This window comes from Saccharopolyspora sp. NPDC045941 (genome assembly GCF_056431445.1).
The window spans coordinates 1-14,949 of sequence record NZ_JBWKKU010000056.1 but is presented as its reverse complement, the minus strand read 5'-3'; the positions used below and the strand labels follow the sequence as shown (position 1 = coordinate 14,949).

The 14,949-nt window shown below is 69.6% G+C and carries 10 protein-coding genes and 1 pseudogene; 10 read left to right on the top strand and 1 reads right to left on the bottom strand.

From position 1 onward, the window contains the following. Window positions 1-2 precede the first annotated feature (2 nt). The 9 genes from AC07FN_RS33835 to AC07FN_RS33795 all read left to right on the top strand — a co-directional run bounded on the left by AC07FN_RS33835 (window position 3) and on the right by AC07FN_RS33795 (window position 13,531). On the top strand, window positions 3-1,517 hold the full coding sequence (locus tag AC07FN_RS33835) for an FAD-dependent oxidoreductase (RefSeq protein WP_478399280.1): 1,515 nt from the start codon (window positions 3-5) through the stop codon (window positions 1,515-1,517). Continuing rightward, window positions 1,514-2,851 carry an amidohydrolase family protein gene (locus tag AC07FN_RS33830; RefSeq protein ID WP_478399279.1) on the top strand — a complete coding sequence of 446 codons (1,338 nt, stop codon included), beginning with the start codon at window positions 1,514-1,516 and terminating at the stop codon, window positions 2,849-2,851. Before AC07FN_RS33835 ends, AC07FN_RS33830 begins: the two co-directional genes overlap by 4 nt. Before the next feature lie 62 nt (window positions 2,852-2,913). After that, complete coding sequence (locus AC07FN_RS33825) at window positions 2,914-3,783, top strand: alpha/beta hydrolase fold domain-containing protein (RefSeq protein ID WP_478399278.1); 870 nt, start codon at window positions 2,914-2,916, stop codon at window positions 3,781-3,783. Beyond that, window positions 3,780-4,358, top strand: coding sequence for a carboxymuconolactone decarboxylase family protein (locus AC07FN_RS33820; RefSeq protein WP_478399277.1), 579 nt, complete (start codon window positions 3,780-3,782; stop codon window positions 4,356-4,358). Before AC07FN_RS33825 ends, AC07FN_RS33820 begins: the two co-directional genes overlap by 4 nt. Before the next feature lie 584 nt (window positions 4,359-4,942). Continuing rightward, the gene (locus tag AC07FN_RS33815; RefSeq protein WP_478399276.1) at window positions 4,943-6,907 is read left to right on the top strand and encodes an Hsp70 family protein; all 1,965 of its coding nucleotides are present in this window, start codon (window positions 4,943-4,945) and stop codon (window positions 6,905-6,907) included. 44 nt (window positions 6,908-6,951) lie between these two features. Further along, a complete protein-coding gene (locus tag AC07FN_RS33810) occupies window positions 6,952-9,306 on the top strand; it encodes a hypothetical protein (RefSeq protein ID WP_478399275.1) in 2,355 nt (784 codons plus the stop codon). A 52-nt stretch (window positions 9,307-9,358) separates the two neighbouring features. Beyond that, window positions 9,359-11,251 (top strand): dynamin family protein, encoded by a 1,893-nt coding sequence (locus tag AC07FN_RS33805; protein WP_478399274.1) that lies wholly within the window; start codon window positions 9,359-9,361, stop codon window positions 11,249-11,251. Continuing rightward, window positions 11,220-12,707 carry a dynamin family protein gene (locus AC07FN_RS33800; protein ID WP_478399273.1) on the top strand — a complete coding sequence of 496 codons (1,488 nt, stop codon included), beginning with the start codon at window positions 11,220-11,222 and terminating at the stop codon, window positions 12,705-12,707. Before AC07FN_RS33805 ends, AC07FN_RS33800 begins: the two co-directional genes overlap by 32 nt. Window positions 12,708-12,832: 125 nt before the next feature. Then, window positions 12,833-13,531, top strand: a complete 699-nt coding sequence (locus AC07FN_RS33795; RefSeq protein WP_478399272.1) for a hypothetical protein — start codon at window positions 12,833-12,835, stop codon at window positions 13,529-13,531. Between the two features lie 490 nt (window positions 13,532-14,021). Here AC07FN_RS33795 and AC07FN_RS33790 read toward each other — a convergent pair whose 3' ends face one another. Further along, on the bottom strand, window positions 14,022-14,531 hold the full coding sequence (locus AC07FN_RS33790; protein WP_478399327.1) for a metallophosphoesterase family protein: 510 nt from the start codon (window positions 14,529-14,531) through the stop codon (window positions 14,022-14,024). Between the two features lie 227 nt (window positions 14,532-14,758). Here AC07FN_RS33790 and AC07FN_RS33785 point away from each other — a divergent pair. Beyond that, window positions 14,759-14,854, top strand: a pseudogene (locus AC07FN_RS33785) (transposase); the annotation flags it as partial. Window positions 14,855-14,949: the final 95 nt, after the last annotated feature.

Below are 14,949 nucleotides of genomic sequence, written 5' to 3'. Positions count from 1 at the left end.
GAATGACAGACACAGACGTCGTGGTAGTCGGAGGCGGCCCGTCCGGACTCACCGTCGCGAGTGAGCTGGCCTTGGCGGGTGTGCGGGTGACGGTGCTCGAGCGCCGTACGAAGCCGGTCGAGTCCCGCGCCGGCACGGTGCTGCCGCGTGTCCTAGAACTCTTCGACGCCCGCGGGATCGCCGACCGCTTCTTCGAGCGCGCCAGGTCGATCAGGGACAACCCGTTGATCCCGGTGCACATCTGGGCCGGGATGCAACCAGTGCACTGGCACCACCTGAACTCGCGGTTCGGCTTCCGGCTGATCATGCCGCAGAACATGACCGAGGAGCTGCTCCTCGAACGCGCCCGCGAGCTGGATGTGGACGTGCGGCACGGCGCACTGGTCGAGAAGATCACCCAGGACGCCGAGGGAGTTCTGGTCACCGCAGCGCACGGGGCGGGCCGCCTCGAACTCACGGCCCGTTACGCGGTGGGAGCCGATGGCGGTCGCAGCCTGGTGCGCGGGCAGGCCGGAATCGGCTTCGAAGGACATGGTGCGACCTTCACGGGCATGGTCGCCGATCTGCGGACGGGCGGGTTGGGGCCGGACGGGCGGTTGATGACCGACAACGAACACGGCTGGGTCACGTCCTTCCCCTTCGGCCACGACGAGGACGGCACCGCGGTGACGCGTTTCAACATCGTGCACGCGCAACGGCGCCATGCCCCGCAATCCGAGGCGGTGACCGAGGAGGAGGTCCGCGCCTGTCTGCGCGACGTCCTGGAGAGGGAGGTGGAGTTCGACGGGCTGCGGTGGGCGTCCCGCTTCACCGACGCCCTGCGCATCGCCACGACGTTCCGCAACGGCCGCATCCTGCTGGTGGGGGAGTCGACCCGGATCCACTACCCGGCCAGCGGCGTCGGGATGAACTTCTGCATCCAGGACGCGTTCAACCTCGGCTGGAAGCTCGCCGCCGTCCTCAACGGCCACGCCGACGACACCCTGCTGGACACCTACGAACAGGAGCGCCGGCCGGTCGCCGAGGAACTGCTGCGCAGCGTGGAGGCGCAGTGCGCCGTGCAGTTCAACTTCACCCCGGAGGGCGTGGTGTTCAAACGGATGTTCCAGGAGCACCTGCTCCCCCTGCCGGAGGTCAACCGGCGCATCGCACTGGAACTCAACGGCCTGACCGCGCCCTACCCGAGCCTGCCGGGCAGCCACCTCCTCACCGGTCACCGCGCCCCAGACCTCGAACTGGTCACTGCCGACGGCATCAAGCGGGTCGGAGAACTGCTGCGCGACCAACGGTTCCTGCTGATCGACTGCACCGGTGACGACAGCTACGCCGGACTCGACGCGTCCGGGTTGCCATTGCGGGTGGTCAGCGGGGTGCCCGTCGTGACCACCCCCGAACTGCGGGCCGTCCGCAGCCTGCTGATCCGCCCCGACGCCTACATCGCCTGGGCCGACGAGCAAGCTCCCGACCCGCAGGCGGCGGCCGACCAGATCAAGCACTGGATCGGAGCCCGGCGATGACCACGACCCTCATCACCAACGGCCACGTCCTGAGCATGGACGGCGCGGTCGGCGAGCTGCCGGTGGGTGACGTCCTGATCGAGGACGGTGTCATCCGCGAGGTGGCTCCGACCATCGACGCCCTCGGCGCCGGGGTCGTCGACGCCACGTCGATGATCGTCATGCCGGGGTTCGTCGACACCCACCGGCACACCTGGCAGACCGCCGTGCGGCACCACTACGCCGACACCGATCCGCTGCAGTACTTCGCCGAGATGCTCGGCCCGGTCGGCGTCGGATACCGCCCGGACGACGTGTACGCGGGCAACCTCCTGGGCGCACTTTCGGCGCTGGACTCCGGTGTGACCACGCTGGTGGACTGGTCCCACGTCCAGAACACCCCCGAGCACTCCGACGCCGCCATTCAGGCCCTGACCGAGTCGGGCATCCGCGGTGTCTTCGCGCACGGGTGGCCGTTGGCGCCCGAGTGGACCCGCGACAGCGCCCTCGGACACCCGCAGGACATCCGCCGCCTTCGCGAGCGGTACTTCGCCTCCGATGACCAGCTGTTGACCCTGGCGATGGCGGCCCGCGGACCGGAGATGGCCCAGCGCGACGTCTGGCTCGACGACCTGCGACTGGCCCGGGAGCTGGGCGTCCGCACGACTGTCCACGTTGGCGCGTACGCGCACAACGCCCACCACCGGGCCGTCGCGCAGCTGCGGGACGCCGGCGTGCTCGGTCCGGACATCACCTTCGTCCACTGCTGCCGCTGCGGCGACGACGAGTTCGCGATGATCGCGGACGCGGGCGCATCGGTGTCGCTGGGGGTGCATTGCGAGCTCAATTCCCCCGGCATGGGCGACGTTCCCCTCGACCGCTTGCTCGCCGCGGGCATCCGGCCGAGCCTCAGCGGCGACACCGAGACCAAGTGCTCCGGCGACATGTTCACCCAGATGCGGACCCTGATGGCGTACTTCCGCACGTGGATGGGCGGCGGCCACTCCCGCGCACCGGGGGCGCCCGAGTCCCTCCGGGTCCGCGACGTCCTGGAGTTCGCCACCCTGGCCGGCGCCAAGGCGGCCGGACTCGACCGCAGGACCGGCTCGCTCACCCCCGGCAAGCAGGCCGACGTGATCTTGGTCCGGGCCGGCGACCTGAATCTGGCCCCGGTGTCGGATCCGGCCGGAGCACTGGTGCTCGGAGCCCATCCCGGCAACGTCGACACCGTGCTGGTCGGCGGCCGGATCGTCAAGCGCGGCGGAAAGCTCCTGACCGCCGACCCGCACCGGGCGCTGGAGCTGGCCCGGCGCTCCCAGCAGCGGGTGCTCGCGGCCATCGCCGCGATGCGCTGATGCAGGCCGCTGCGGCGCACCGGCTTCGCGCAACACCGACTGGACACGAGGACGATCACGCCATGACCCGACACCATGTCGTCCGCACGCGGAAGGGGCTGCGCTACGCCTCCGCGGACCTGCTGCTCGACCTCCACGTCCCGGACGTCCCGGCTCCGACAGGCGTGCCCGTCGTCCTGTACCTGCACGGCGGTGCCTGGCTGATCGGCAGCCGCGAGGATCACCTCGACCGACTGGTTCGCCTCGCCGAGCACGGCGTCGCCGTCGCCAGCGCCGATTACCGGTTCGCGAACGCTGCCGCCTTCCCGGCTCAGCTGCACGACGCCCAAGCCGCCGTCCGCTGGCTGCGGCGTGAAGGTCCGGCACACGGTCTGGCCGCAGAACGGATCGGGGTCTGGGGCGCGTCCGCCGGCGCCCACATCGCCGCCCACCTCGCCCTCGCCGTCGATGGGCCGGAAAGCTCGGTCCAGGCGATGGTGGGCTACTTCGGCAGCTACGACCTCACGGCCCGCGCCGCCGAAGCCCGTCCGGATCCCGCCCTGCCGGTGCCCCACGAAGTGCGTTCGGCGGTCTGGCCGACCGACCTGCCGCACCCGCCCCGTGCCCGCCTGCGCCATGCGCTGCTGGCGGGCGTGCCCGAGGCCGACCTCACCGAAGAGCACGTCCGCGCGCTGAGCCCGGTCACGCACGTCCACCCCGAAAGTCCGCCGATGATGCTGTTGCACGGGACCGGCGATGCCATCACCTCAGCGCAGCAGAGCCGGTGGCTCGCGGAGGCGGTAAGGGCGGCCGGCGGCCAGGCCCGGACCCTGCTCCTGGACGGCGCCAACCACGAGGACCCCCTGTTCGACGAACACGAGACCATCGCCGCCGTTGCGGAATTCTTCACCGGACATCTCCGGTGCTCCGAGGTGAACAGGACATCGACGTGAACCCCACCCACCCCGCTCGACTTCCCAAGCTGACCAAGGCCGAGCTGAACGAGGAACAGCTGTCCCTCTACCAGCGCATCACCTCCGGCCCGCGCGCCGCTGGGCCCCAGCTCTTCGCGCTTCAGGACGACAACGGCGCGCTGAACGGACCCTTCGGCGTGATGCTGCACGCACCCGGCGTCGGCGGCCCGCTCCAAGAACTGGGTGCGGCAGTGCGCTACCGCACGCGGATGAGCGTCCGCACCCGCGAGATCGCGATCCTCACCGTCGCCGCGGCCACTGAAAGCGGCTTCGAGCGATACGCCCACGAGCGGATCGGACGCGCGGCAGGGCTCACCGAAGAAGAGCTGTCCACCCTGGCCTCCGGCACTTTCACCTCCGAGGACTCCACCGAGACTGCGGCCTACGCCCTGTGCCGGCGCCTGCAGGACGACTTCCGTCCCCTGGACGACGACGAATTCGACGCCGCGGTCGCCCGGCTCGGGCGCGAGGGGGTAGTGGAGCTGGTCGTCCTCGTCGGGTACTACCGCACCCTCGCGCAGCTGATGGACGTGTTCGCGATCGGTGCGCCGTAAGCCGGTTCGGCACGCGATGGGCCTGTCGATCCACTGGGCATCATTGTTCAGGTTCGGGGTTTCCTGTGCGATCGTGGTCGGTGAGTATGAGATTGCCTTCAGTGATAACAAGTTCGTCCGCATGCTGCCGCTTTTCGAGCGTTGCGACGTGCAGGTGTGCTTCCGGAGGTCAGCAGGCCCGTCCACATCGCGCCCCGAACGCCACTTCTGAAACTGTCCACACCAGACACGGTTGCGGCAGAAGGTGATTCTGCCTGCCACCGAGTCATTCGGGGCATTTGGCGAACGATTCGCTTCTCGCTGTCGGCAGATTCCTTGATTGGCGCGCATTTCCCCGCCTGAGACGGGACTTTCGGCGCTATTGCCGGGCGAACTCGGCGTGTTCGCATGGCTACAGGGCGACCAGGACAAGTGTGGACGCAGATGGGGCGCGGCCACGACGCAGCGGTCGCCACGTGGGTGCACCACCGCTCCGCTCCGGCGCAGTCGGCCGGAACATGGCGGTGGCGGGCCGCGGGTGCGCCAGGCGTACCGCAGATCACCACCGGGACGGGAACCAGGGCTGGCACAGGAGACAGACCTCGATGGGATACCAGCTCGGGGTGGACCTCGGCACCACCTTCACCGCGGCGGCAGTCGCCGTGGAGGACCGAGTCGAGGTCGCCACGCTAGGTGAGCACGCGCCGAAGGTGCCGTCGGTGCTGTTCCTGACCGACGAGGACGACTTCCTCGTCGGCGAGGCCGCGCACCGCCGGGCGGCCACCGACCCCGGTCGCGTGGTCCGGGAGTTCAAGCGCCGGTTCGGCGACCCGGCCCCGATCATCCTGGGCGGGAAACCGTTCTCCGCCGACGCGCTGATGGCCCGGCTGCTGCGCTGGGCCGTCGACACCGTCGCCCGCGAGCGGGGCGAGCAGCCCGAGCACGTGACGGTCTGCCACCCGGCGAACTGGGGGCCGTACAAGCAAGACCTGCTCGCCCAGTGCTTCCAGCTGGCCGACCTGACCGGGGCCACCACGGTGACCGAACCGGAGGCCGCAGCCATCTCCTACGCCTCGGCGGAACGGGTCGACGCCGGTGACACCGTCGCCGTCTACGACCTCGGTGGCGGCACGTTCGACGCGGCGGTGCTGGCCAAGCGCGAGCGTGGATTCGACCTGGTCGGAGCATCGCAGGGCATCGAACACCTCGGCGGTATGGACTTCGACGAGGCCGTGCTGACCCACGTCGTGCGCAGCACCGGGAAGTCCTTGCACGGACTTGACCCGCGCGACGTGCACACCCGGCAGATCATCCTGCGCCTGCGAGCCGAATGCACGGCCGCCAAGGAGGCGTTGTCGGAGGACACCCAGACGGTCGTGCCGGTGCTGCTGCCCCAGGTCCAGACGCAGGTGCGGCTGACCCGGCAGGAGTTCGAGCAGATGATCCGGCCGAGCGTCGCCGAAACCATCCGGGACCTCCTGCGCGCACTGCGTTCGGCCGAGATCGAGCCGGGGGACCTGCAGAAGGTGCTGCTGGTCGGCGGATCCTCGCGGATCCCGCTGATCTCCCAGATGATCTCCGCGGAGCTGCGCAGGCCGGTGGCGGTCGATGCCTCCCCGAAGTACGCGATCGCGTCCGGCGCGGCCATCACCGCACGCGAACGAGCCGCCAGCCGGCTCACCCCGGCTTCGCCGTCCGCAGCCGCGAGTCCGGCGCTGGCCGGGATGAGCGAGCCCGCTGCGGAGTTGGGCCCACCGGTAGGCGCCCCGCAGGAGGCGCCGAGCGAACCGGCGCCGGTGCAGCCGGAGCCGGCACCGACGGAGCCGGTACCACAGCAGCGTGCCGCGGCGGAGCCGCCGGCACCTGCCGAGCCGCCAGCACCTGCCGAGCCGGAACCCGCTCCGGTCGCTGCCGCACCCCGGGAAACGGTCGGCTACGTGCCCGAGGCCGCACCGGTCGCACCACCGAGCTCGCCGCTCAAGATGCCTTCGAAGCCCCCGATGCCGTCGCTGAAGGTCCCCGCAGCGCTGAAGGAGCGGCGCGCGCGAGTGATCACGCTCGTGGTCGTTGTGGTCTTGTTGCTCGGGGGCGCGGGTTGGGGCGGCTGGACGTTGCTGTCGGGGCTCTCCGGGGCACCTCCGCCACCTGCGGTAGCACCGGCCCCTGCGCCGACGCCGAATTACGTCCCGAACCAGCAGGGCGGCACCGACTCCGGTGGCAGCGGCGGTACGGGCGGTGGTTCCGGAGGGGGCACCGATAACGGTTCCGGAGGTTCCGGTGGTGGCACCGACAACGGATCCGGCGGTGGCTCTGGGGGCAGTTCCGGCGGCGGCACGGACCACGGATCCGGCGGTGGCTCCGGGGGCGGCGGAACCGGTGGTGGCGGTACCGGTGGCGGCGGTACCGGTGGCGGCGGTACCGGTGGCGGCGGTACCGGTGGCGGCGGTACCGGTGGCGGCGGAACCGGCGGCGGTACCGGGACCGATCACCCGAGGCCCACTGACGAAAGCCCTCCGAAGACCGGCGATGGAGGAACTGACGGCACGAACCAGGGCACCCACAACCAGTGATGGCGTCCGGGTGGACGACCACCCACGACACGAGGCGGGAAGACATGGACGAGGAGATGGTCGCTGACACGGGTGCCGGCGACGAGACCACGGACTTCTCTGCCGAGGAAACGACGGATTACACGGCAGCGGAAACGACGGACTACTCCGCCGAAACCGATTCCTCGACCGAGACGGACTACTCGGCGGATACCGACTACTCAGCCGGGACGGATTACTCAGCCGAGACGGACTACACCGCCGAGACGTCCGACTACGACACCGCCGAGGACTCCACGGACATCGCTTACACCGATCCATCCGACTACGGCACCGCTGAGGATTCCACCGACGTTGCCTACACCGATCCATCCGACTACACGGTCGATGAGTCGGCGGACTACGGGGCCGAGCCCACGGAGGTGGTCGACGAGGCTCCCGAATACTTGACGGAGGACGTGGACCAACCCGCCGGGGAGACTTCCGACACCGGCGAGTACACGACCCTGGAATACCAGTTCCCCGCGGGTGAAAGCTGGGCTTCCGAGGCGGGATACGAGCACCCCGGGGCCGGGGAACAGCCGGAGGTGGAACCGGCTGAGCCTGGTTACGAGAGTTTGGGGCCGCATACGGATTATGAGCAGCCGGAGCGCGGGGCGTGGGAGGACGTGCAGCCGGCTGAGCCCGGGTATGAGAGTTTGGGGCCGCATACGGATTATGAGCAGCCGGAGCGTGGAGCGTGGGAGGACGTGCAGCCGGCTGAGCCCGGGTATGAGAGCTTGGCGCCGCACACCGAGTACGAGCACCCGGACTACTCGACGACGCAAGACGCGGGTCTGGCCGCGGAACAGCAGGATCTCAGCCAGGAGGACCTGGACAGGCTGCGCGACCTCGACGCCCACGGCGTAGCGGGTCCGACCGGGTACTTCGGCGGCGAGGACATGAGCGAGCCGCTGGGAGCAGGCACCGCGGCCGAGACAGGCGTCCAGGACGACTTCTCCGGCTACACCGAACCGGCCACCACCGAACCTGCGGTGGACGAGTCTTCAGGCGGCCTGCTCGGCGAGCCCGAGCAGGACCAGCTGGACACGGGGTACGACACGACCTTGGATACGTCCGGGCTCTGGGACGGCGGAGGCTGGGACACCGGGATCCTCCCCGGGGAATGGGACACCGGGGGTTGGGGCGGTGCTGGAGGCTGGGACACCGGGGGTTGGGGCGGTGTCGGAGGCTGGGACACCGGTGGCTGGACCACGACCACCACCACCACTACGACCACGACCACGCTGCCGTGGGCGCAGGGTGATCCGTTCTCGAATCCGGCCGTGCTCCAGATCACCGAGCCGGTCCTGCACGACAACGTGCTCGACGACACGGGCTGGCTGGGCGCCCCGGTCGGTGCCACGACCTCCGCCGCCGGCGCCGAGCTGGGCGGTTGGGTCGGTGAGACGACGGCCGGCACCGACTGGGGTTCGTACGCCGGGGACACCCTGTCCGGGACGGGGTTCGGCGACTTCACCACGGCCGCCGACAGCTTGCTCGGCGGGGACTGGGGCGGCCTGGGAGATCTGGTGGGGACCCCGCTCGACGACTACACGGACTACGTGAGTGATTGGGGTGGGCTCGGCGGAGACATCGGCGGTCTGCTCAGCGGGGACATCGGCGGGCTGGCCGACAACGTGGCCAGCGGGCTCGGGCTCGGCGACTACGGCCAGGCGGCCACCGACCTCTACAACGGTGACTGGGGCGGTTTGCTCGGTACCGCGGCCGAGGAACTCGGTGTCGGCGATCTCGGTCCGATCGACGACGTGGCTACCGGCGTCTTGAGCGGCGACTGGGGCGGGTTGGCCGACGAAGCGGTTGGTGTCGCGGCCGACGCGCTCGGTGTCGGGGAATACGCGGACGTGGCCACCGAGGTCTTGAGCGGTGACTGGGGCGGCATGCTGGACACCGCGGTGGACCTGGGCGGCGGCGCGCTGGGCGTCGGCGGTCTCGCCTCGGGCGTCGAAAACCTCTTCGAGGGCGACTACGGCGCGGCGGTCGGCGGTGTCGCGGGCGCGACAGTCGGTGGGATGTTCCTCGGGCCGCTGGGAGCCGCAGCCGGTGGCTGGCTCGGCAGCGAGTTCGGCGAATGGCTCGGCGACGCCGGTGTCGACGATGCCATCGACGACGCGGCCGACGCGGTCGGCGACTTCACCTGGGACTTGGTGACCGACATCGGATTCGACGACGAGCTCACGGACGTCTGGGATTTCGGCACGGAGACGGTCAGCGACATCGGTGACACCTTCAGCGATTTCGGCACGGCGGCGGGAGATGCGGTCGACGACGTCGCGGAGACCGTGACCGATGTGGTCGACGACGTCGGTGGTGCCCTGGAGGACGCGGGCGAAGCCATCGGCGACTTCTTCGGGTTCTGACCGATGCACATCCACAGTGGACTTTGACGGTAACGGGGTCGGGTGGGCGGCAATGACAGGGCCATCGCAGCAACCCAAGCCCCCCGAGGGGGGCTCCGCGCACTGGGTGGACGGCGTCGAAGCCGTCCTGGCCGCGGCCAGCAGGCTCGCCGAGAAGAGCGGGCGCAAGGACCTGGTCCGGCGGCTGAACGCGGACCGGAAGCACCTGGCCGACCGGAAGAAGCGGTTGATCCGCATCGTCGTGGTCGGCGAATTCAAGAAGGGCAAGAGCTCACTGGTCAACGCATTGGTCAACGTGCCGATCTGCCCGGTGGTGGACACCGCGTCCACCGCCGTGCCGATGTCGATCACCTACGCCGAGAAGCCCACCGTCACGTTGACCTACCAGCCGAGCGGCAACGGCAAGAAGGAGGCCAGCCGGGTGGCGGCGCCGCTGCGGGAGATCCCCAGGCAGGTCACCGAGGCTCCGCCGAACGACAAGGGCGGCAAGTTGATGTGGGTGGACGTGGGCATCCCGAACCAGCTGCTGTCGCAGGGCGTGACCTTCGTGGACACGCCGGTCGGCGGCCTGAGCGAGACGGCGGAGGCACCCACCTACGGCGTGCTGTCGGCCGCCGACGCGCTGGTGTTCGCCACCGACGCCGCGCAGGAACTCACCGCCACGGAGATCGAACTGCTCAAATCCGCGAAGAACCTCTGCCCGAGTGTCGTCTGCGCGGTGACGAAGATCGACCTCTACCCGCAGTGGCGGCAGATCGTCGAGCAGGACAAGGCGCACCTGCGCGCCGCGGGGCTGGAGATCCCGGTGTTCCCGGTGGCCACCGCGTTGCAGGCGCAGGCCGCGCTGAAACGCGACAAGCGGTTGTTCGCGGAGTCCGGTTGCGTGCCGCTGCTGGCCTACCTCGGGCAGAAAGTGGTCGCCAACATCGAACGGCTCACCCTGGCCGCGGTCACCGCGAACTTCCGCGACGTGCTGGGCCAGGTCGACCAGGTGCTGGCGGCCAGGCAGAAGACGCTGGCCGATCCCGAGCAGGGCAAGGAGCTCGTCGCGAAGCTGCAGGAGGCGGGCAAGAAGGCGGAGGCGTTGCGCGCCGCCGGGGCGCGTTGGCAGCAGACACTCGGTGACGGCTTCGGCAACATCTCGTCCGATGTGGACTTCGACATGCGGCGGCGGTTCCGGGACCTCACCCGGGAGGCCAACAAGGCGATCGGCGAGGGAGATCCGGCGAAGACCTGGGACGAGATCCAGGCGTGGATGCGGCGCCGCCTGACCGCGGAGGTGGTGGAGAACTACACGTTGCTCCAACAACGCGTCGCCGAGCTCGGCAAGTCGGTGGCCGAGCAGTTCGCCGAGGAGCAGCAGGGCGCCGAGGTCGAAGTGCACGCCGAGGCCCCCACGGAGCTGATCAAGGAGCTGGAGGAGGCGGCCGAGGACGTCGAGATCGTCAAGGCCAGCCTGAAGACCAAGGGGATGCGCACCGGCATGCTGCTGTTCAAGACCGTGGGCCGGGTGGCGCTGATGTCCGGGATGAACCCGGTGTCGATGGCCTTCGGCGTCCTCAGCGGTGTCGGCGGACTGCGCTCCGGAGCCAAGCGCGACGTGCAGGAACGCCGCCAGAAGGCCAAGGCGGCGGTCAACCAGTACACCGAGGACCTGAAGTTCCACGTCGCCAAGGACTCCAAGGACACCATCCGCCGGATGCAGCGCGAGATGCGGCAGGGCTATTCCGAACGCGCGGCGGAACTGCAGAACGCGGCGGCGCAGTCGGTGGCGGCGGCGAAGAAGTCGTTGCAGGCGGACAAGGCCCAGCGGGAGCGCCGCCTGCCCGAGATGGAGCAGGCCCGCAAGTCCGTGGCAATGCTGCGCAGGAAAGCCGAAACGCTCTTCCGGGCAAGTGAAGGCGGGGTGCGGGATGAACAACTCATCGCTCATCCAGCAGGTTGACGGGTTGATCCGGTCGGCGGCCACCGCCTACGCCGGCACCCCGGCCGAGGTATCGCTGAAGACCCTCGCGGTGCGGGTTCGGCAACCGCTGCGGGTGGCCATCGCCGGCAAGGTCAAGGCCGGCAAGTCAACCCTGCTCAACGCGCTGATCGGCGAGGAGCTGGCGGCCACCGACGCGGGCGAGTGCACCCGCATCGTCACCTGGTTCCAGCACGGCGACAGTTGTCGCGTGGTGCTGCAGCCCAGGCAAGGGGAGGCGCGCGAGGTGCGGTACGCCCGCCCGGACAGCCGCGCCATCCGAATCGACCTCGGCGGCGCCCGGGCCGCGGACGTGGAGCGGCTGGTCGTGGAGTGGCCGTCCACCGCGCTGCGCAACTTCATGCTCATCGACACACCGGGGATCGGTTCGGTGTCGACGGACATCTCCGAGCGGGCCCAGGACTTCCTGACCCCGGCGAACGGCCGGGTCACGCCGGCCGACGCGGTGCTGTACCTGATGCGCTACGCGCACCGCGAGGACATCCGGTTGCTGGAGGCGTTCCACGACGACGACATCGTGCAACCGACGCCGGTCAACGCGGTGGGCGTGCTGTCGCGGGCCGACGAGATCGGTGCGGGCAAGATGGATTCGATGGCGAGCGCGGCGCGCGTGGCCGATTCCTACCGGAAGAGCGAGCAGGTGCGCCGGCTGTGCCAGACGGTGCTGCCGGTGACCGGGCTGCTCGCCTACACCGGGCGGACCCTGCGCGAGGAGGAATTCCACGGGCTGGAACTGCTGGCCAGGGCACCGGCCGAGGAACTGGCGCCGACGCTGATTTCGGTGGACCGCTTCATCAAGCTGGACTGCCCCGCCGAGGTCGACGCCGAAGGGCGGCGCCGCCTGCTGGACCGCCTGGGCATGTACGGGCTGAGGCTGGGCATCGAGCTGATCCGGTCGGGCAAGTGCGGCAATTCCGCGCAGCTGGCCGCGATGCTCATCGAGAACTCCGGGCTGCGGCAGCTCGTCGCGGCGCTGGGCACCCAGTTCGCGGCCCGGGCCGAAGTGCTCAAGGCCCGGTCGGCGCTGCAGGCGCTGGGCTCGGTGCTGCGGCAAATGCCGTTGGAGGGGAACAAACAACTGGTCGCGGAGGTGGAGCGGGTGTGGGCCGGCGCCCATGAGATCGCCGAGCTCCGGTTGCTCAACTCCCTGCGGCAAGACCCCGCCGGACTCACCGAGGAGGAGGTCGCGGAAGCCGAGCGCCTGCTGGGAAGTTCCGGAATCGCCCCGGCCCGCCGCCTCGGGTTGGCACCGGAGGCCGACCAGGGGGCGATCCGCAATGCCGCGCAGGAGGCGCTGGCCCGTTGGCAGGGCCGGGCGGAAAGCCCGGCGAGCCTGCGGCAGTCGGTCGCAGCCGCCCAGGTCCTGATCCGCACCTGCGAAGGAATGCTGGGCGACCTCGTCGGGCCGACCGGGTGACCGCGGGGTGGTCGCGACCCGCTGCCGTCCGGCAGCGGGTCGCTTGAGCCGGACATCGGTGCCCGCCGGGCCGGACCCCGTGCTGGAGCGCACGTTCGGTTCGGCGGGCAGGGAAGGAGGGTCCTGTGCAGAACGTGGGACCGAAAGCGAATCCTGGATATCCGAACGACAGCGGCGTCCCGTTCCCCGGGCCCGTCCAGGAAGGCGACTTCAGGGACGAGCACGCGGGCCAGCAGGCCGGAAAAGCGATCGGCGGCATGATCGGGAGCGCTGCCGGTGGGGAGCTCGGCCCGGCCGGAAGCTGGGCGGGGGGAGAGGTCGGCGAAGGAGTCGGCGGCATCGTCGGGGAGGGCGTCGACGCGGTCCGCGGCATGGAGGTGGTGAGTGAAGAGGACCTCCCGCACGAAGTGGACCCCGCCGACGCGGGAGCCGCGGCCGCCGCGTCCGAGCAGGGGGCCGGCATGTGCCTCCCCGGCACGGACGACACGGGTGGAATGTCGGCGGATGCGAACATGTCGGGCGGCGGCTACTCCGCCGAACCGAACATGTCGGTCGACCCGGGCTCGTTCGACGGTGGTTACTCGGTCGATCCGAGTTCGCTCGACGGCGGCTACTCGGTCGACCCGGGCATGACCGATAGCGGCTATTCCGTCGATCCGGGCATGACCGACGACGGCTATTCCGCCGACCCGGACATGTCCGATGGCGGCTACTCCATCGACCCGGGCTCGCTCGACGGTGGTTACTCGGTCGATCCGAGCTCGCTCGACGGCGGCTACTCGGCCGAGCCGGACATGTCCGACGACGATTCGGCGGATTATTGAGGAGGTGATGGCTTAAACCCGTCCTCGTCGAATGAGGTTTTTCCAACCTCGATTTGCGTGGCGGTGCGGGCGGCGGAACCTCAGAGGCTCCCTGGACTGTGGGTGCCCCTCCTGATGTATGCCCAATACACGGCAGAGGGGCCGTCCTCGCCGAGGGAACCCCGGAGGGGTGGGCACCGTGAACCCGCGGCGGTGCCAGGGTCATAGGTGGGCTATGCGCCTGCGGCGCATGCGACACCCCATCGACGTGCGGCTTTGCGACCCGCGGCTGCGGGCTGACCAGGATGAAAAAGGCTCAATAGAACCGGACGATGGCTTTGCTTGTTCCGATGCGGCACGGGGCCCGCCCCAACGCCATGACGCGAAGAGCCCTGGCGACGCACAACAGTAGCCATCGTCCTGGTGTCGTGCGGGATCAAATTTCCTGCACGCCGGGCGATGGCGGACCTCCGATCGTCGGCGACGGGAGCGCTCGGCCGCCAACCCGGGGTCAACCGGTGCAACGCGGTGGTAGGCGGTGGAACACGACGTTCCGGATCTGCTCGCCGGAGATGTCAGCGGTCAGGTACGTGCAGTACGGCTGGCTGCGGCGATCGGTGGGAGAGCCGGGGTTGAGCAGTCGAAGACCGCCGGGCGTGGTGGTGTCCCACGGGATGTGGCTGTGCCCGAACACGAGCACGTCGGTGTCCGGGAACAACCGGTCGCATCTGGCTTCCCGGCCCCGTGCGGGGCCGGTTTCGTGGATCACGGCGAGTCGGACTCCGCCCAGCTCGGCACGGGCGATTTCGGGAAGCCGGTTTCGCAGTTGTGGACCGTCGTTGTTGCCGTACACCCCGATCGTCCATGCGCTGCGTGCCTCGAGTTCGTCGAGCAGCGCGACATCGACCCAGTCGCCGGCGTGGATGACGGTATCGGCTGTTGTCACCGCGTCCCAGATCTCCGATGGCAGGGCCTTGGCGCGTTTCGGGAGGTGAGTGTCGGCGATCAGCAGCAGGTGCATGCCCTGAGTGTCGAGGAGTCCGGTGCCGCTGCGCCACAGCGCGGTGGATGTGGTCAGCACGTCGCGGCCCGTGGATACAGTTGCCCGATGGCAAACCCGACTAGGCACTGTCCGGCGGATCATGTGACTGTCGGACTGCTGGTTCGTTGTGCCCGGCATGGGGCGGGGTGATCTGACGAATGCCGAGTGGGTCCGGCTGGAGCCGCATTTGCCGGCGTCGGGACTGGACGGGCATACCGTGGCGGGACCTTCCCGCACGTTTCGGCAGCTGGAAGACCGTCCATGAATGGCACCGGCGTTGGTCGGCGGACGGCACGTGGGACGGCCCTGTCATTGTTTCCGTGTAAGCCACGGATGAATTGACTCGATCATTTTAGCTGAGTGGGATGCGTCCTGGGAAGAGGACGACGAGGGTGTT